The sequence below is a fragment of the Wolbachia endosymbiont (group A) of Pogonocherus hispidulus genome, from assembly GCF_964028195.1.
Classification (GTDB): Bacteria; Pseudomonadota; Alphaproteobacteria; order Rickettsiales; family Anaplasmataceae; genus Wolbachia.
Window position 1 is genome coordinate 222,288 of record NZ_OZ034750.1, and the last position, 18,693, is coordinate 240,980.

Sequence of the window (18,693 nt, forward strand, 5' to 3'; positions counted from 1 at the left end):
ATTCCGCTACGTGTTAGCGGGATCTATGCTAAGAACCTGTTTAAAATCTCGGAGAGAAGAGGTAAAATAGTGGTAGATTAAGAATGAGGTGTATATATGCAAAAAAGTTATCCAAGCGATATAAGTCGAGAGCAATTTGAAAAAATCAGACCGATACTAGAGAGTAGCAGGAAGAAAACGAGACTAAGAAAACTTGATTTGTATGATGTATTTCGTACAGTGTTATACGTCCTAAAAAGTGGTTGCCAGTGGAGGATATTGCCAAAAGATTTTCCAAGGTGGGAGAGCGTATATTACTATTTTCAAATGTGGAATAAAAAGAATGGAGAAGAGGCAAGCTTGTTGGAATTAGTCTTAAAAAAAATTAGTTGGAGAGAGCAATGGTCGGAAAGAGAAAACCAGTTTCTGTATAATTGATGCTCAAAGCGTTAAAAACGCAGATACTGCTGAGGAAAAGGGCTATGATGCAGGCAAAAAGATTTCAGGGCCATATTGCAGTAGATACACAAACATGCAATTTATGTAACAACTGCAGAAGCAATTGATCGTAGTAGCGCTGTGAGAATGATCGAAAATGCTAAAGAAAACCTCTCTGAAGTTAAAAACATATTGGTTGATGCTGGCTACACAGGAGAAAATTTTGCAACTCAAATAAAAACGACTATTGGTGCAACCGTTGAAGTAATAAAACGAAGTGAATTATATACCTTTGTTGTATTGCCAAAGAGATGGGTCGTTGAGCGCTCTTTTGCTTGGTTGGAAAAGTGTAGGCGGTTGTGGAAAAATTGCGAACGTAAACTCAATACCAGCTTGCAAATGATTGTCCTTTCCTTCATTTCTCTCCTATTACGAAGATTTTAAACAGGTTCTTAAGAAAGTTTTAAATTTTTGCAGACCATACCTAACAATAAACAACTTTAGGTTTAAATTTATGAAATCAGTTGTTATATACATCAGCAAATACGGATTTAACTGGTGTTATGGACTTAAATAAATTTACCGAAAAAGCAAAAAGTCTAATTCAAAGTGCTCAGATGAAAGCGTTGGGAGCTGGGCATCAGATTTTTATGCCTGAGCATTTACTAAAAGTAATGCTTGAGGATGAATTAGGTTTAGTTCAGGATTTGATAAACGCTTGTGGTGGAAATGTGCAAAGTATTTCTGATGCTGTGGATAGCGCAATAAAAAAGTTGCCAGTAATTGAAGGGCCAGGAAGTGGTGGCCTTCAACTTTCAAGAGAAATAGCAAAAGTTTTTGAAGATTCAATTGGTATTGCTCGGAGGAATAAAGATTCGTTTGTTGCCGTTGAGCGTTTACTGCAGGGCCTCACTGCACAAAAAGATGATACTGTAGGCAAAGTTCTGGCAGAGAATGGTGTGACTTCACAAAAACTGAACTCAGTTATTGCAGAAATGAGAAAAGGCAACAGTGCGGACTCGCCAAATAGTGAGGAAAAATTAAACGCGGCAAAGAAATATACAAAAGATATTACAGAGCTTGCTATGCAAGGCAAGCTTGATCCTGTAATTGGTCGTGATGAAGAGATCAGAAGAACTATGCAGGTATCACTGAGGCGGACAAAAAATAATCCAGTGCTGATCGGTGAACCTGGTGTTGGAAAAACTGCAATAGTTGAGGGGCTTGCAAACAGAATTGTTGCAAACGATGTGCCACTTGGTTTGCGTAATGCAAAAGTTTTAGCCCTCGATCTTGGCGCATTAATTGCTGGAACAAAATTTAGAGGGGAGTTTGAAGAAAGGCTAAAAGCAGTGATTAATGAGCTTTCGAGAGCGGAGGGAAAAGTTATCTTGTTTATAGATGAGCTTCATACTTTAGTTGGAGCAGGAGCAACAAGTGGTGCAATGGATGCCTCGAATCTGCTGAAGCCTGCTCTTGCGCGTGGAGAAATTCGCTGTATAGGAGCCACAACTTTAGATGAATATCGTGAACATATAGAAAAAGATCCTGCACTTGCACGGCGTTTCCAGCCTGTGTTTATCTCTCAACCAACTGAAACTGATACCATTTCAATACTCAGGGGTTTGAAGGAAAGATATGAAGTGCATCATGGTATAAGAATTACAGACGGTGCAATAATTGCTGCTGCAACGTTGTCCAATAGATATATAACAGACAGGTTTTTACCTGATAAAGCAATTGATTTGATTGATGAAGCAGCAAGTAGGGTGAGAATTGAAATGGATAGCAAGCCTGAAGTTATTGATGAACTTGAGAGAAAGGTTATACAGCTAAAGATTGAAGCAGAAGCTCTAAAAAAAGAAAGTGATGAAAATTCTAAACAGCGTTTAAAAAAGATAAATGAAGAGATCGAAAATCTAAACAGTAAATTTGCTGACTTGAACAGCAAATGGCAGATGGAAAAGAATAAAATAGCTAGAATACAAGAAACAGTTGAAAAATTAGATAACGCCAGAAAAGAGCTGGAATTGGCTCAGCGGAGTGGAAATTTAGGAAAAGCAGGAGAGCTGATGTATGGTGTGATTCCTCAGCTTGAGAATGAATTAAAAAATCAGGAAAAGGTTACTGATAGTTTCTTAAAGAAAGAAGTGACTGGAGATGATATCGCAAACATTGTTTCAAAGTGGACAGGAATTCCAGTTGATAACATGATGCACAGCGAAAAGGAAAAACTTCTTAACATGGAGAATGAAATAGGAAGAAGAGTAATAGGGCAAAAAGGCGCGATAGAAGCAATAAGTAATGCAGTTAGGCGCTCTCGCTCTGGTGTGCAAGATACTAATCGACCTTTCGGTTCATTTTTATTCTTAGGCCCAACCGGGGTTGGAAAAACAGAACTAGCAAAAGCCCTTGCTGAATTTCTGTTTGACGATCAATCAGCGCTTTTGCGTTTTGATATGTCAGAATATATGGAAAAACATTCTGTTTCAAAGCTAATTGGCGCGCCTCCAGGGTATGTTGGCTATGAGCAAGGTGGCAGATTAACCGAAGCAGTAAGAAGAAGGCCATATCAGGTTATTCTGTTTGATGAAATAGAGAAGGCAAATCCAGATATATTTAATCTATTGCTGCAAATCTTGGATGAGGGTAGACTCACTGATAGTCATGGCAAATTAGTTGATTTTCGCAATACCATACTGATTTTAACTTCTAACCTTGGCGCTGAGATAATGCTTAAAGGAGCAAAAGAAAATAGCTCTCTTGAAAAGCCCTCTGTCATCCCAGTGCTTGACACTGGGATCCAGGAAAAAAAGTGGATTCCAGCGTCACGCACTGGAATGACACCAGAGAGATCAAATGAAGTGATGCAAATAGTTAAATCAACATTTCGTCCAGAATTTTTAAACAGGCTGGATGAAATTATTATATTCCACAGTTTAACCAGAGATGACATCTATAAAATTATAGATGTTCAATTTTCTTATTTACAAAAAACACTTGCTAAGCGTAAACTGAGTATAAGTTTGTCACAGGAAGCTAAAGAACTAATAGCACAAACTGGCTATGACCCTGAATATGGAGCAAGGCCCTTAAAAAGGGTTATACAAGAGTGTATTCAAAATAATTTAGCTAAATTAGTTTTATCAGGGGAAGTAGTAGAAAATGATGAGCTAATAGTGTACGCTCTTGATAATGAAATCTTAGTTAAAAAGGTTTAAGTTCACTGTGTATTTTTGTTAAAAAAAATGTGTATAGATCATAATGTTGACACTGAGTCTTTATTTAAGTTAGCTGATCAAGAAAATCAGCAAGATAAAGAAAAAATTAAAAAATTCATTAAGTATTTTTATAGTTTTGTTTATAAAAGCGACCTAAAAGCCAATGATAAGTTTTTGCTATATATTGTAAACGATGCTTACAATTTTATTTCTCAAAAAGAGAAAGATGAAAGTAAGTTAGTAGTAAGTAATATAGATGATATACCAGGAATAGAAGGCGATTTTACCACGATTAAGATAACAAACGATGATATGCCATTTTTGGTTGATTCTGTTATTGCAACTATTAAATCGCACAATTTAACCATATGCTATTACAGTAACAGCATAATTAACATTAAAAGAAAAGATGGCCTAATAGACGAGATTTGCTCTTTGGAAGAAAGCAATGGAGTCAAAGAGTCAGTTATATATGTAATTATCAAAGGTATAAGTGACAGTTTTGTTGATACATTAAAAGAATCTCTACAAAAAACGCTGAAAGCAGTTAATTGCGTTGTGAAAGATTGGCACTTAATGCTCAAGAAACTTGATAAAGCAAAAAGTCTTCTTTTTGCCATCGAGCAGCCAGCGTCGAATGCTGGAGTGACACCAGGAAAGGATTTCTTAGATTGGCTAAAAAACAATAATTTTGTATTTCTAGGTTATCAAGAATATATTGCTGGTAAAGATGAAAAACTCGTCTGTGATAGCAAAAAGGACCTTGGCCTGATAAGAGTAGGTCAAAGTACGTTGATTCCTTCTGCAAACCTTGATTCCTTATACATATTGAGATCAGATCTAATCTCAATAGTCCATCGGCGTACATACATGAATTGTATAGGAGTAAAAGAATTTGATGACCAGGGTAATGTAGTAAAGGAACGGCGTTTTTTCGGGCTATTTACTTCTGTAGCGGAGGTCCAAGATATTCGAACTATTCCAATAATAAGAGATAAAGTTAAAGTTATAGAAAAAAGTGCAGGGTTTGTAACCGGGGGCCACAATAACAAAGCTTTAATTTCTATTTTACAAGCATTCTCTTGTGATGAATTATTCCAATCAAATGAAGACGAATTATTTAAAATTTGCATTTCGATCATGTCTCTTGCGATTAGGCCAAGGGTCAGATTATTTTTAAGAAGAGTAGGGGATTTTATTAGTTGCATAGTGCTGATACCAATGCGTTATGCTAGCGCTAGGCTAATGTTCAAGATACGTGACATATTGAAGGATGAGACAAGTGCAGAAAGTTCAGATATTTATAACAATCACATTATCAATGAATATGATTTGATGAAATTGCATGTAGTGCTAAAGACCAAAAATGCTAGTGTTCCTGATGATGAAGTTTTGCGTATTGAAAACAAATTAAGGAACATTACGGAAAAATGGGAAGATCGTTTTATAGACAATTTATATAATACTTTCAGCACTGTTGAGGATATATTCATCCGTTATTGCAAGGCATTTCCAATAAGCTATCAAGAGAGTTTCGAACCTAATGACGCATATTACGATATGAAAAAATTGGAGATAGTGAGGAAAAAAGGAGTTAGCGAGGTCGATTTAAGACTTACTCGTGACAATCTTAATTATCAATTAAAGGTTTACACTTCGAGCAATGGAGGTCTTGAATTATCGAAGATATTAAGAATTACTAAGAATTTGGGAGCTAAGATTCTATCTCATAATGGCTATTACATAGAAATTAACGGCGGAATATGGATACACCATTTTGTGTTGTCAAGAGTCGACGAATTAATAGACAACATTACTCTAAAAGAGCAATTTGAAATAACACTTGCGAAAGTGTTTAGAAAGGAAATTAAAAATGATTATTTCAATAGTTTGGTCATTATTGCTGGACTGGAGTGGAAAGAAGTGCTTCTGGTTAGAGCGTTAAGTGCTTACCTAAAGCAGATGTCATTTAACTACAATCCAGAATATATCCAAAAGGTAGTCTCAGAGTATCCCAAAATAGTAAAGTATTTGATACAACTATTTCATGCAAGATTTGATCCTAACATAGACATTGATAGAGCAGAAACCACGGACATTTTCAGAGAAAAAATTGAGGAACTTTTAAAAGAGATCAGCAATGTTTCACATGATTACGTTTTGCGCTCGATATTTAACTTGATAATGGCTATTTTAAGGACCAGTTATTATCAAGATAATAAACCATATTTATCTACAAAATTTGACTCAAGTAAAATAAATGGTTTGCCTGATCCTCGCCCGTATCGTGAATTATATATTTATTCAAACCTTTTTGAGGGAATACATCTAAGAGGAGGGAAATTAGCCCGTGGTGGCTTAAGGTGGTCGGATAGGACGGAAGATTTTCGCACTGAAGTTTTGGGGCTTATGAAAGCTCAGATGACAAAAAATGCGGTTATTGTACCTGTTGGCGCAAAGGGTGGGTTTGTAATTAAGCAAGTTTATAAAGACAAAGATATTTTAAGAGAGAAAGGTGTTGAATGCTATAAGAGTTTTATCAGAGGAATGCTTGATATTACTGATAACGTGGTTGATGGTGAAATAATTCCGCCAAAAAATGTCATTAGGTATGATGAGGATGATCCATACTTGGTAGTTGCAGCGGATAAAGGCACTGCTTCATTTTCTGATTATGCCAACCAGATAGCCTCTGAATACAATTTTTGGCTTGGCGATGCATTTGCATCTGGTGGATCAGCAGGTTATGATCACAAAAAAATGGGTATTACAGCCAGAGGTGCATGGATTGCAGCACAGAGGCATTTTTGGAAAATGAATAAGGATATTTACCAAAATGCAACTGTTATTGGAATTGGGGATATGGCTGGCGACTTATTTGGAAATGGTATGCTGCTTTCAAAAAATATACATTTAATCGGCGCATTTAACCATATGCATATTTTTGTTGACCCAAACCCTGATGCAGAAAAGAGTTTCACAGAGCGTAAACGTCTCTTTGAGTTACCATTTTCAACTTGGATGGATTATAACAAAGATTTGATTTCTCAAGGTGGGGGAGTATTTGAGCGTAGCAGCAAGCAAGTAAACATTTCTCAAGAAATAAAAAAATGCTTTGATATAACAGAAGATATGCTACCTCCAAGTGATTTGATTAGATATCTACTCAAAGCAGAAGTGGACTTCATATGGAATGGAGGAATTGGCACGTTTGTTAAGGCAAAGAGTGAAAATCATAGCATGGTCGGTGACAAAGCAAACGATGAGTTAAGAGTGAATGGTAAAGATATTAGAGCTTCTATGTTTATAGAGGGTGGGAACCTTGGTTGTACACAGCTTGGAAGAATAGAATATGCTGAGAGAGGTGGATATATCAATGCAGATTTTGTTGATAATTCAGCCGGAGTGATATGTTCGGACCTTGAAGTCAACATCAAGATTGCATTTGTTTCAGCTATAAAAGCAGGAAATGTTTCTTTAGAAAAAAGGAATGAAATACTGGCAAGTATGGTGGATGAAGTTGCATCCAAAGTGCTTGAGAACCACAACAGAATTGAAACAAAAGCATTACTTCTTGAGTGTTTGCAAGCTAAAGAGAGATTGGAACAGCACCACAGGTTACTGCTCAGTTTAGAAAAATCTGGGCTGTTAAACCGAAGCGTAGAATTTCTTCCAGCTGAAGAAGAGATAGCAAGGATGTTAACTGGTGCAGAAGGTTTCAGTTCTCCTCAGCTTTCTATTCTAATGTCTTATGCTAGAACGGCAATAAAAAATGAAATTATACATTCCGATCTGCCTGAAAAAGATCTTATATCTAATGACTACTTGCTAGGTTATTTTCCTAAAAAGATGGTAATAGAGTTTAAGGATTTCATATTAAAACACCAACTTCGTAGAGAAATTATCTCTACTTGCATTGCAAATGATGTAGTGAATAGAATGGGCTGTATATTCATCAATAATTTGGCTGAGAACACTGGAATTAAGGTACACGAAGCAGTTAACATATATATCGTTGTTAACCACCTATATGATTTAAATAACCTGTGGCAGAAAATTGATGAATTGGATGGAAAAATTGATATTAACTCATACTTACAAATAGTGAGAAATGTGCAGAAATTTATTGGCAGAGTATCGTTTTGGTTAGTAAAAAATCTTGGCAAGCTTAGCTTTGTAGAATTGGATGATGTTACAAAATTTAAAGATGCAATTGAAACTTTAGGCCAGAACTTAACTGATGTTTTAGATGAACACCTATTAAAGGTCTATAATCATGGATTAACTTCTTTAGTAGAACTTAATATAAATAAAGATCCAGCAAAAAAAGTTGCTGACCTATGCGTTCTTGCTTATGCACTGGACGTTATATCCATTGCTGAGCAAACATCTTTGCCCATTCTTAACGCTGGTAAAATATACTTTGAGTTAAAATCTCTGCTAAGATTCGACCTGATTAGAACAATTGCCATCAAGATGAAAAGCCGCTCTTCTTATTGGGATCGCAGCTTAGTTAATGATTTATTGGACGATTTAAGCAATTATCATTATAAGCTAGCTGTTAAAGTCATAAAAGCTACTGATAACCCCGAAGATAAGGTTCAAACCTGGGCTTATAATGATAAGGACTACATAGAACGTTATAATAGTTTTTTAGATGAGATGGTTGCTTCTAAACTTGATTTAAGCAAACTAATATTTATAATTAGGAGGATTAAAGTACTTGCTTCATAGGAAAAATGTTCAATATAGGTCTTTCAGAAATTTTGGTCGTTGCTTTAGTGAGCATAATTGTTCTTGATAGAAATAAGGTGCCTGTATTTATTGATCTTATTAGGAATACATATAGGTATCTTATGATTATAAAATCAAAAGCTAGGAGGTTATTGAAAGACGCAGGAGTTGAAGACTTATATAAAGAGTGTAATACTGAGAAAGTAAATTATATAGTTGGTAAAAATGGCAAGCTTTATCCTACTTACGATATAGATAATACATCTAAAGATAATGACAGCGAAGATTCTGGTAGTAGATGATGTACTATCTAACGTCAAGCTTTTAGAAGCTCGACTAAAAGCAGAGTACTATACGGTTATCGTAGCTCATGATGGTGAAGAAGCTATAGATTTAGTAGCAAAGCAGCAGCCCGATATTATATTACTTGATATCATGATGCCAAAGATGAATGGCTTTCAAGTTTGTAAGGAGCTAAAGAGTGATCCCTTGACAACCCATATTCCAATAATTATGGTAACTGCGCTGCATGACACTCATGATAGAGTGCAAGGTTCTCTAATTGCATGAAAGTCAATAATAATTTTTTGTATCATGAAAAATATTTTTTGATATAAAATTCAGCTCTAATGCAACCTTTTATTTACTATTGTATTATCTTATTCAATCAAAAGGGGTTTTATTGGCAATAAAAACACCAGCACTAAATTTCTAATTAATCTCTTTTAAATTATGCAGCCAATGAATATGTGAATAAGTACGCTACACACACTTAAAGTGCTTATTCACATATTCATTAGGTTTATAAAAATTAAAGTGTCATATTTTCCCCATCACCCTAATGATTTTACATAAGTTAAAGTAGTATGCTTCCATGGTTCTCTCCGCGGTCTAACATGGCCAAAATTTTAATTTGCCAAGCCGCACTATACTTGTTAGGCGGAAGTGGACGGCAACATGTCTTTCACGAAGTCTATGCTTCAACCTAAATTCTTGCTTATCCCTTCCATCGGCATTACTATCTTTACTTTCAGTAAAATTATTGTTTATACTCCTTTAGTGTTTATTGATAACAAAATTCTGTTTTGTTAACCAACATCCTATGCATAATTACAGATAATTTTCTTGCTACAGCAATAATTGCTTTCTTCATACCCTTCTTTTTTGCAAGCTTTAATCCCCAGCTTCTTAATTTAAATGTCCTTTTACATTTTACCAGTAAGACTTGTGCAGCTTCATACAACATATTCCTACATTCCACTGGCCCCATTTTTGATATACTTCCGTGTCGATCAATCTCACCAGAAGCGTACTGTCTTGGGCTTAATCCCATATAGGCTCCAACCGTATAGGATGTTTCAAACCTATATGGATTATCTATTGCAGCTTTATATGTCATTGCTACTATAATACCAACTCCTGGAACAGTAGTTAATAATTTACAATCCTCATCTTTTTTACCTTGCTTTGAGAGCATTTTATCAAGTTTTCTTATCGATTCTTCTATTGTTTCTAAACTATGTACTAATGATTCAATTGAGTTTTTGCTAATTTCATCTAGATTGTTAATTGTTTCTTGCATTTTGAAAGCAAAGTTTGCAGAACTAAGACGTTGATTAACTTTTATTCCGTATATTTTCAGTAATCCTCTTATTGTCCCCGCAATTTGCTCTCTGCTACGTATTAATTGTCTTCTGCTTCCAAGCATTATTTTAACCTGACAAGCTTCGTCTGATTTTACTAATACCTCCTTAAATAGCCCAACTCTCATCATTTGTGCTATACCTCTTGCATCATTTTTATCATTCTTATTGATCCTTGCAGATAATGCTGCTGCCATATGTCTCGCATCTACACAAATTACTGGCAATCCAAGATTCCTTAACTCTTTGCACATTGGTATTGATAACTGTCCACTTTCTATTCCTATGGCTTCATATTTTTTGCATTGACTAAGCAAATACTCTGCTATTGCCTTGCTTTCGCTTGCAACAACTTCCTCTTTAACAATCTTACCTTTCTCATCAACGATACTAATAAAAGTTTCTTTGAGTGAGACATCTAATCCACTATAATATTTCATGAGACTACTCCTACCGTAAAAGTTTAAATTATTTTTGAAGAACTCATTCTATTGAATTTGTTACTTCGCGCTAAAATAATGGAGTATGTCTCTCCATCATTCAATTGCAATTACAGTATGTCTTTCAGAAATTTTGGTCGTTGCTTTAGTGAGCATAATTGTTCTTGATAGAAATAAGGTGCCTGTATTTATTGATCTTATTAGGAATACATATAGGTATCTTATGATTATAAAATCAAAAGCTAGGAGGTTATTGAAAGACGCAGGAGTTGAAGACTTATATAAAGAGTGTAATACTGAGAAAGTAAATTATATAGTTGGTAAAAATGGCAAGCTTTATCCTACTTACGATATAGATAATACATCTAAAGATAATGACAGCGAAGATTCTGGTAGTAGATGATGTACTATCTAACGTCAAGCTTTTAGAAGCTCGACTAAAAGCAGAGTACTATACGGTTATCGTAGCTCATGATGGTGAAGAAGCTATAGATTTAGTAGCAAAGCAGCAGCCCGATATTATATTACTTGATATCATGATGCCAAAGATGAATGGCTTTCAAGTTTGTAAGGAGCTAAAGAGTGATCCCTTGACAACCCATATTCCAATAATTATGGTAACTGCGCTGCATGACACTCATGATAGAGTGCAAGGTATTAATGCTGGCGCGGATGATTTTCTGACTAAACCAATAAACGAAACTGCTTTATCTGCACGAATTAAGTCTCTCACGCGCTTAAAAATGATTATAGATGAATTGCGTTTAAGAGGAGAAACCAACGCTGAGATTGGCGGAGTAGCAGGAAACAGTATTATGGATTATTCTAATCAGATTTTTGATGCTAACATACTTGTTGTAGATGAAGATGTCTTTCAAGCAGAGCAGATATATAATGTACTAAAGCACCGCTTTAGGTCAATTAAAATATTGAGTGATCCAGTGGAAGCATTAAAGGTTGGTATTAAGAATAATTACGACCTGATCATTTCTGATATGCAGTTTTCAAAAACTGACGGCCTGCGTTTGTGTTCTGAGTTTCGTAGTAAAGTAGAAACACGTTATACACCAATTCTAATTCTTTCTGAGGATTATGATAAAAACAATTTAGTAAAAGCACTTGATGTAGGTGCTAATGATTATTTAACAGTACCTTTGGATGAGGGTGAGTTAATAGCAAGGGTTAATTCGCAAGTAAAACGCAAAAGATATCAAGATGCCTTGAGAATGAATTTATTTAATAATGCGGAAATGTCTATAAAGGACCCATTAACTAACTGTTATAATAGAAGATATTTTGATGCACACTTAAGAAACATTGTTAAGGACTCTGTGGAAAAGGATAGAAGGTTGTCTCTTATGATACTTGATATAGACTATTTTAAGGTAGTGAATGACAGTTTTGGGCATAGTGCTGGAGATGAACTTTTAAAGCAAATACAGAGAAGAATTTCTGAAAATATTAGAGTGACAGATTTGTTAGCTAGATTTGGTGGTGAGGAATTTGTTGTTGTAATGCCAGATACCGATACATCAGATGCGTATACTATTGCGGAGAGAATACGAAAAATTATTGCTAAAGAACCTTTTATACTTGCGGACAAAAATACAACCCATAACATAACTGTGAGCATTGGAATTGCAGAAATGCAAGGATCTGACTTTGATGATATTAAAAAATTTATAGTACGCGCTGACAGATATTTATATAAGGCAAAAAACAGTGGTAGAAATAGAGTGGTTACTGGCTATGGCTAAAGTGGCTTAAGTTTACCGACAACCGTCATTCCACTACTCGTTAGCGGAATCTATGCTGAGATACCGCGAATGAATCGCGGTATGACGTGTTGCTTGGGTTAGCTATAGATTTCTGAAATGATTTCAAAAAAATGATAACTAAGGTTAAAGCGACAACATGAGGTTTCTCAGCTCCGGAAATTTCATGTTTAACTGCAAAAATAGATACTTATTTAAAAAATATCCTGTGACTTTCAGTCCTAACTGAAATTCTTGGAATGAGTAGCTGCTTTGTAGGTTATTATTGTATACATCATACAACATTTGTGGAAAAGGTAGGAGTTTATCTGCATAATAATCTCCTGCTTTTTTTGACACTGCTCTACCAGTTTTTGGAGAAATAAATTGTAAATTTTCCTTAACACCTGTTATAGCGCATTTGGATAAGTCTAACTTGAATCCCAATTGCGTAAGAAGCAGAAGCTCTAAGTTAAGATAATGGCTTTGCCAAGACTGATTGTTGTGTTTAATTACATCGATGAAATATCGAAAATTGTCATACAGCACGGCACAGGGTTCACTTTCTGGAAGCACTTTTTCTAAAATAGAGGAGAAAGAGACAATAGTAATGCTTTTTAACCTATCTTGAAAGAAATGATGGAATGGAGATTCGATTAATTCGCACTTTAAAAAACCTAGATTTTCAGGTAACTTAGCACTCCATTCTGCATGTAATAGATTACTTATTTGAAACTTATAATTGCTATTGTTTGTTAGCTTAGTTAATCCCCTGCGCTTTCCATGATTTTTTGTAAACAGAGAAAGAATTAAGTTTTTATCGCCGTATTTTTTAGCAGCTATAATGATGCCTTCATCTTTCCATCTCATTTAGAGTATATTGACCGTATGATATTATAGGATAGTACACCTAGAGCTTGTAATCCATAAAAATCGCTTACTCTGTTACTGTTTGCTTCCAAAGTTTCAAGGCTATGAGAGAGTAAGTTATTGGCTGCCACTCTTCTTCCTGAGCCTCCATGCTGAGCTTTTGGTTTTTGGTTTGCTAAATAATTGTTTGAATGATTTTAGTAACATTACTTTTCCTTATCTGAAATTTTGGATAATTCAGCTTCTAATTCTTCTATCGTCGGTAGAGCTGTTTTTATGTTCTCTGGTAGATTTTCAGTTATTCGGTATTCTGCAAGACCTATTGGCTTTGTCATGTCTCGCAGTGTATATTCGGCCAGTACATTATTTTTTGATTTACATAAAATTAATCCTATAGATGGCTGGTCTGTTGAGTGTTTTAGCAAATTATCCACTGCAGAAAGATAAAAATTCATTTTTCCAGCGTATTCTGGTTTGAATTTATTATCTTTCAACTCAATCACTATAAAGCAACGTAATTTTAAATGGTAGAATAATAAATCAATATAAAAGTCTTCATCTCCAACATCTAAATGAAATTGTCTGCCAACAAAAGCAAATCCTTCACCGAGTTCTAACAGAAATTTTTCCATATGTCCTACGAGTCCTTTTTCTACTTCTCTTTCATGAGCATCCTTACCTATACTTAAAAAATCAAAAATATACGGATCTTTTAATGTATAATGTGCTAAATCTGATTGAGAGGATGGTAATTTTTCTTCAGTGCGACCCGGAAAGCCGTGGTTTTGTGATGGTTAAATTCCATCTTCCCTAGACGTCGGGGATAATGTATGTCTCACATTTCAAAGGGTGGCAACCTTTGGGATGCAAGCATGAGATAAAAGCAGGTAACACTAAACCTCATCCTGCAAACAGAGTTAGATATGATTACGAGAGGAACCTATGTTTGAATTGTCGTCAAAGCATAGTATGCGAAAAGAGGTTGAACTACGCATAGACCAAAATGGTACGAAGCAAAAGGGGAACTAAAGATTGAAGACTTTAGTTATTGATGTTCCCAGCTTCCGGCAAATAGTAGGAATCTAAGTTTAACGTGAAACGAAGCCATGGAACGGGGTAACCACATAAAAGCTCTTATATTCATTAAAATATAAGTAGGTAGCCAACCACAAGCTGCTATCTTACTATTACCCACAAATATGAGGTTGATGAGCGAGCCTCCACCCTTCTGATAAATCAAAGAGACGTTTCCATCCTTTCCAAAGAGCAGAAGGTCCTGGTTCTGGATCATTTTTCCTTGCTAAGTAACCACCTAATTGAGCAATCCATGAAACAGCCTCTTTTATCGTAGGTGTTACATTTGGAAATGGTTTTTTGTGTATTTTAACGTATAAAACTTTCCACTCTTCTTCAGCTAACAAGGCAGTACACGGTAATGTTGCTTGCAATTGATGTAATAAATAAAATTCTCCAAGCAATAATACTCATCACTGTTAAATACCGCACTAATCTTTCTGCTGTTCCAAGTCTACATTCCTCAACTTTTAGACCAGATTTTAAGATTTTATGAAATATCTCTATCTTCCATCTAAGGCAATACCAACTAACTTTTTCAACAGCTTCGTCAAAGGTATTGACTGGAAGGTTTGTTAAAAGCATCCACTCTAGTGGATCTGCTCCAGAGAAAGGATCTTTTTCAGCAACATAAACTGCATAAAATGGTAGGTCAGGTAATTTCTCCGTCCTATGCCTAATATTATTTTTAGATGGATTCATCATAAATTTTTCAAACCTAACCTCTAAGAACCTGTCTTGAAAAGGAATGAGGAAAAGAATATGATAGTGTAAGTAAAAAATAGGAGGGGAAATTGTATCTAAGTGATAAGGAATGGGAAATTTTGGAGCCACATGTTGCACAAGGAGAGATAGGGAGGCCAAGGAAGCACAATATCAGAACGATTATTAATGCAATAAGGTATATAATGAGAGGTGGTTGCCAGTGGAGAATGCTGCCAAAAGATTTTCCGCCATGGAAAACGGTGTATGATTATTTTCTCAGGTGGCGTAATAGTGGCAAATTGGAAGAAATACACGATATGTTAGTAAAAAAGGTAAGAAAAATGGTTGGCAAAAATGAAATACCTTCGGTAGGAATAATTAATCAGTGAAAACCACTCAAAAAGGGGATCCAGAGGATATGATGCTGGCAAGAAGATAAAGGGTAGAAAACGTCACATTGTTGTGGATACTGTAGGTCTTATAATTGCTGCTGAAGTACACAGTGCAAGCATTCAGGATCGTGATGGTGCCCCAAATCTTTTTGTTCAAGCCAAATGCAAAGCTCCAACTTTACGTAAGTTTTTTGCTGATCAAGGATACATAGCAAAACCGCTGTTTATTGAAAACAGGATGTTTATTAACCATTACCAAGAAAGCTGTTGATGTTACAGGATTCCAGGTTATTCCTAAGCGTTGAGAGAACCTTTGCTTGGCTTTCCAATTTTAGACGTATGAGCAAGGATTATTCCTCTTACTTCAAAAACTAATATCTCCTTTAATATGATTACTATTATGCTTGCTAAATTAGCTACTTAAGCCCTTTCAAGACAGGCTCTAAAGATGCAGTCCTTTTTGGCTTATTATCTTTTGCAGGAATTTCAACTTTTATTATACCTGCACAAGTGGAGGATTTAATAACTTCCCACAACTTTTGTTCGTTTTTTCTAGGACATCGATATTTTCTATTTACTACTCTATTTTGGCAAGCTCTTACTAAAACTGCTGAGTTAAGACTATGTGCAAGTTCAAAAAAATCATAAATATCTGCTTCCCTATCGCATACAGTTATAGCTTCAGTCTGAGATGAATCTAGACTAATGTTTGTTTCTTTTAACGTTTCTATCCATTTTATACTCTCTTTATCTTCAATATGGACACTATCGTTTTTTTTAACATGGCTTTTGTCTTCTTCAGAAATAGTAGACCTCAAATAAACCTTTTGATCTAATATTCCTAGCGCCAAGCCTTCTGTACTCACAGTAAAGAAATACCTCAATCAATTAATCTCTGGTTATCACGGCTTTATTTAACAGATAAACTATACAAACTTTACTTAATGGTAAAAGATTATTATGAAAGATTTGAGCTTGATATACAGGTATCTTTAGATGATGGAAAATCGATAATAAAGCTGAAAAAAGCATTGTCTAACTGCAGCACAAAACTGAGCATTTTATCTGATATGGGAATGCTGTCCGAATACATACCTGAGCTAGAAAGATCGATTGACGACAGCAGTAGATTACTGTTTAGCTTAGATGATTTTGCACCATTGTTTTTAAATATCTTGCCGGTGTTAAAAGCAATTGGCGTTATAGTTATCTTACCGAAATCACTGGAAAAAATCCTAAAGCCAAAGTTGAGTCTTAATTTATCTGCTAAAGGCAAAATTGAAGAAGATCGGAAAAGTTTCTTAACGCTTGAAAAATTATTGAAGTTTGATTGGAAAATAGCGATAGGTGATAAAGAGATAAGCATTACAGAATTTAAAAAGCTACTGAAAGATTCTCGTGGACTTATAAAGATTATAGACCAATATGTGCTTTTGGATGATAAGGAGGTAGAAGCTCTACTGAAAAAATTTGATAAGTTACCTGAACGCTTGAGTCAAGCAGAGCTGATGCAAGCTGCTTTAGGAGGTGAACTAGATGGAGCAAAGGTAGGACTTGATCAGCAGATTAAAAGCCTATTTGAAAAGCTTAACACTTATGTACCTGTTGATGTACCAAGTAACCTAACAGCACAGTTACGTCCATATCAAAAACGTGGATTTAGTTGGCTTGTGCAGAACATAGAGACGGGGTTTGGTAGTATAATTGCTGATGACATGGGTCTTGGTAAAACACTACAAGTTATTGCAGCCATTTTATACTGTAAGAATGCAGGATTTTTAGATGAAGATAAAGTCTTGATAGTAGCACCAACAAGCATATTAAGCAATTGGCAACGAGAGATGGAACGTTTTGCACCAGAATTAAAGCTTTTTATCTATCATGGACAAAATCGAGAATTGGCAAATGATTATGATGTAGCTCTCACATCCTATGGTCTTGCACGTCGTGATAAAAAAGAGCTTAACAGAGTAGGATGGTTTTTGCTCGTGATTGATGAAGCCCAAAATATAAAGAATCCCCATAGTGAACAGAGTAAAGCTATAAAAGCTATTGCAGCAAAAAATAAAATAGCTATGAGTGGTACACCTGTTGAAAATAGGCTACTAGAATATTGGAGTATTTTTGATTTTACTAATAAATATTACCTTGGTACTCCTAAGGAATTTAAAACTCGTTTTGCAACGCCAATTGAAAAAGCGAGAGATAAAGTTTGTCTAGAGAGGTTCATGAAAGTTACTCATCCCTTTATGCTACGTAGGGTAAAAAGTGATAAAAGCATTATAGAGGATCTACCAGATAAAATTGAAAATAATCGTTATTGTTCTCTAACTCCAGAGCAAACAGCACTTTATCAAGAAGTAGTTAACACAACTATGAAAAAGATAGAAAGGAGTGAAGGAATTGAACGTAAGGGTCTAATTCTTAAGCTTATCAATGCTTTAAAGCAAGTTTGTAACCATCCATCGCATTTTGGCAAGAAAAAGCGTGCAAGTATTGAACAGTCAGGAAAGATGCAGATGCTAGAAGAGATATTGATAGGAATTAGTGAGCTTGCAGAAAAATCATTGATATTTACTCAATACACTGAAATGGGTGAGATTATAGCTAGGCTACTTGAAGAAAAGTTTGAATCAAAAGTGCCATTTTTGCATGGAAGTTTATCCCGTAAAGCACGAGACAAAATGGTTAATGATTTTGAAAACTCATTTCGATCAAATATTCTCATAGTATCTTTAAAAGCTGGTGGAACAGGGCTTAATTTAACAGCAGCAAACCATGTAATACATTACGATTTATGGTGGAATCCAGCAGTGGAAGCACAAGCAACAGATAGAGCGTACCGTATTGGACAAGAACGTAATGTTATGGTGTACAGGCTACTTTCAACAGGTACTTTTGAAGAGCGTATTGATGAGATGATTCAAAGCAAGAAAGAGTTAGCAAACTTAACTATAAGTAGCGGTGAAAGTTGGATTACAGAATTTAGCAATAATCAATTGAAAGATTTGATCAATATAAGAAATGCTGTATAAAAAACAAGTTCAGCTATCCACTTCTTATCTTAAAAATGTAAAAAAACAACATTTGGCCTGCTAACACATATCTTATCGCATTCGGACTATTATAAGAAAGGCTATATAGAGTATGAATCTGATTTTGATGAATTAATTAAAGCAGGTGAGAAAATAACTACAACAAAGACCAGCTTGTAGTTGAGTTATCTGTGTTTGACATCTTGTCTACCACCTTTTGTTTTAATTTCAAGGGGGGTGACCCACCCTTTAGAAAGCCCTATCTGCCAATAAATAGTGAAAACATAAATCTTTGTCTCCATTGTACGCGATGAAATTGGAGACGTAAATAAATAAATTTAGATCTTTATCTCCATTTTAAGCAGTTTACGAGCTCCATAGCTTATGTTTATGGCAAAACTTTTTTTC

10 protein-coding genes and 5 pseudogenes are annotated in these 18,693 nt (G+C 35.2%); 10 read left to right on the forward strand and 5 right to left on the reverse strand.

The window, feature by feature from the left end:
• Window positions 1-96: 96 nt before the first annotated feature.
• The 5 genes and pseudogenes from ABWU58_RS01100 to ABWU58_RS01120 form a co-directional block, all read left to right on the forward strand.
• Window positions 97-861: pseudogene (locus tag ABWU58_RS01100) on the forward strand (IS5 family transposase).
• A 119-nt stretch (window positions 862-980) separates the two neighbouring features.
• Window positions 981-3,638: an ATP-dependent Clp protease ATP-binding subunit gene (locus ABWU58_RS01105; RefSeq protein ID WP_353283682.1), complete on the forward strand. Its 2,658-nt coding sequence runs from the start codon at window positions 981-983 to the stop codon at window positions 3,636-3,638.
• A 27-nt stretch (window positions 3,639-3,665) separates the two neighbouring features.
• On the forward strand, window positions 3,666-8,372 hold the full coding sequence (locus ABWU58_RS01110; RefSeq protein ID WP_353283683.1) for an NAD-glutamate dehydrogenase: 4,707 nt from the start codon (window positions 3,666-3,668) through the stop codon (window positions 8,370-8,372).
• A 5-nt stretch (window positions 8,373-8,377) separates the two neighbouring features.
• On the forward strand, window positions 8,378-8,674 hold the full coding sequence (locus tag ABWU58_RS01115) for a hypothetical protein (RefSeq protein WP_353283344.1): 297 nt from the start codon (window positions 8,378-8,380) through the stop codon (window positions 8,672-8,674).
• Window positions 8,646-8,927, forward strand: a pseudogene (locus ABWU58_RS01120) (response regulator); the annotation flags it as partial. The gene ABWU58_RS01115 and the pseudogene ABWU58_RS01120, both read left to right, overlap by 29 nt.
• Window positions 8,928-9,435: 508 nt before the next feature.
• Here the strand turns inward: ABWU58_RS01120 and ABWU58_RS01125 are convergent.
• A complete protein-coding gene (locus tag ABWU58_RS01125) occupies window positions 9,436-10,455 on the reverse strand; it encodes an IS110 family transposase (RefSeq protein ID WP_353282737.1) in 1,020 nt (339 codons plus the stop codon).
• 85 nt (window positions 10,456-10,540) lie between these two features.
• Here ABWU58_RS01125 and ABWU58_RS01130 point away from each other — a divergent pair, with 85 nt between their 5' ends.
• The gene (locus ABWU58_RS01130; protein ID WP_353283345.1) at window positions 10,541-10,858 is read left to right on the forward strand and encodes a hypothetical protein; all 318 of its coding nucleotides are present in this window, start codon (window positions 10,541-10,543) and stop codon (window positions 10,856-10,858) included.
• A complete protein-coding gene (locus tag ABWU58_RS01135) occupies window positions 10,830-12,212 on the forward strand; it encodes a PleD family two-component system response regulator (RefSeq protein ID WP_353283346.1) in 1,383 nt (460 codons plus the stop codon). The genes ABWU58_RS01130 and ABWU58_RS01135 overlap by 29 nt, the downstream gene beginning before the upstream one ends.
• Before the next feature lie 144 nt (window positions 12,213-12,356).
• Here the strand turns inward: ABWU58_RS01135 and recO are convergent, their stop codons facing one another.
• The 3 genes and pseudogenes from recO to ABWU58_RS01150 form a co-directional block, all read right to left on the reverse strand.
• Window positions 12,357-13,079 carry a DNA repair protein RecO gene (gene recO / locus ABWU58_RS01140; protein WP_353283347.1) on the reverse strand — a complete coding sequence of 241 codons (723 nt, stop codon included), beginning with the start codon at window positions 13,077-13,079 and terminating at the stop codon, window positions 12,357-12,359.
• 206 nt (window positions 13,080-13,285) lie between these two features.
• Window positions 13,286-13,840 (reverse strand): annotated as a pseudogene (locus ABWU58_RS01145) (PDDEXK nuclease domain-containing protein); the annotation flags it as partial.
• Between the two features lie 426 nt (window positions 13,841-14,266).
• Window positions 14,267-14,885 (reverse strand): annotated as a pseudogene (locus ABWU58_RS01150) (IS4 family transposase); the annotation flags it as partial.
• 62 nt (window positions 14,886-14,947) lie between these two features.
• Here ABWU58_RS01150 and ABWU58_RS01155 point away from each other — a divergent pair.
• Window positions 14,948-15,247, forward strand: a complete 300-nt coding sequence (locus ABWU58_RS01155) for a transposase (RefSeq protein ID WP_353283348.1) — start codon at window positions 14,948-14,950, stop codon at window positions 15,245-15,247.
• 67 nt (window positions 15,248-15,314) lie between these two features.
• Window positions 15,315-15,521, forward strand: coding sequence for a hypothetical protein (locus ABWU58_RS01160; RefSeq protein WP_353283684.1), 207 nt, complete (start codon window positions 15,315-15,317; stop codon window positions 15,519-15,521).
• A gap of 169 nt (window positions 15,522-15,690) precedes the next feature.
• On the opposite strand, the pseudogene ABWU58_RS01165 reads toward ABWU58_RS01160, so the two are convergent.
• Window positions 15,691-16,116 (reverse strand): annotated as a pseudogene (locus tag ABWU58_RS01165) (IS4 family transposase); the annotation flags it as partial.
• A 78-nt stretch (window positions 16,117-16,194) separates the two neighbouring features.
• Here ABWU58_RS01165 and ABWU58_RS01170 point away from each other — a divergent pair.
• The gene (locus ABWU58_RS01170; protein WP_353283349.1) at window positions 16,195-18,285 is read left to right on the forward strand and encodes a DEAD/DEAH box helicase; all 2,091 of its coding nucleotides are present in this window, start codon (window positions 16,195-16,197) and stop codon (window positions 18,283-18,285) included.
• Window positions 18,286-18,693 lie beyond the last annotated feature (408 nt).

Bases quoted from the DNA above. Each gene is read 5' to 3' on its own strand.
- ABWU58_RS01170 (WP_353283349.1), top strand. From the start codon at position 16,195: ATGGTAAAAGATTATTATGAAAGATTTGAGCTTGATATACAGGTATCT.
- ABWU58_RS01125 (WP_353282737.1), bottom strand. From the start codon at position 10,455: ATGAAATATTATAGTGGATTAGATGTCTCACTCAAAGAAACTTTTATT.
- ABWU58_RS01115 (WP_353283344.1), top strand. From the start codon at position 8,378: ATGTTCAATATAGGTCTTTCAGAAATTTTGGTCGTTGCTTTAGTGAGC.
- recO (WP_353283347.1), bottom strand. From the start codon at position 13,079: ATGAGATGGAAAGATGAAGGCATCATTATAGCTGCTAAAAAATACGGC.
- ABWU58_RS01105 (WP_353283682.1), top strand. From the start codon at position 981: ATGGACTTAAATAAATTTACCGAAAAAGCAAAAAGTCTAATTCAAAGT.
- ABWU58_RS01110 (WP_353283683.1), top strand. From the start codon at position 3,666: ATGTGTATAGATCATAATGTTGACACTGAGTCTTTATTTAAGTTAGCT.
- ABWU58_RS01135 (WP_353283346.1), top strand. From the start codon at position 10,830: ATGACAGCGAAGATTCTGGTAGTAGATGATGTACTATCTAACGTCAAG.
- ABWU58_RS01130 (WP_353283345.1), top strand. From the start codon at position 10,541: ATGTCTCTCCATCATTCAATTGCAATTACAGTATGTCTTTCAGAAATT.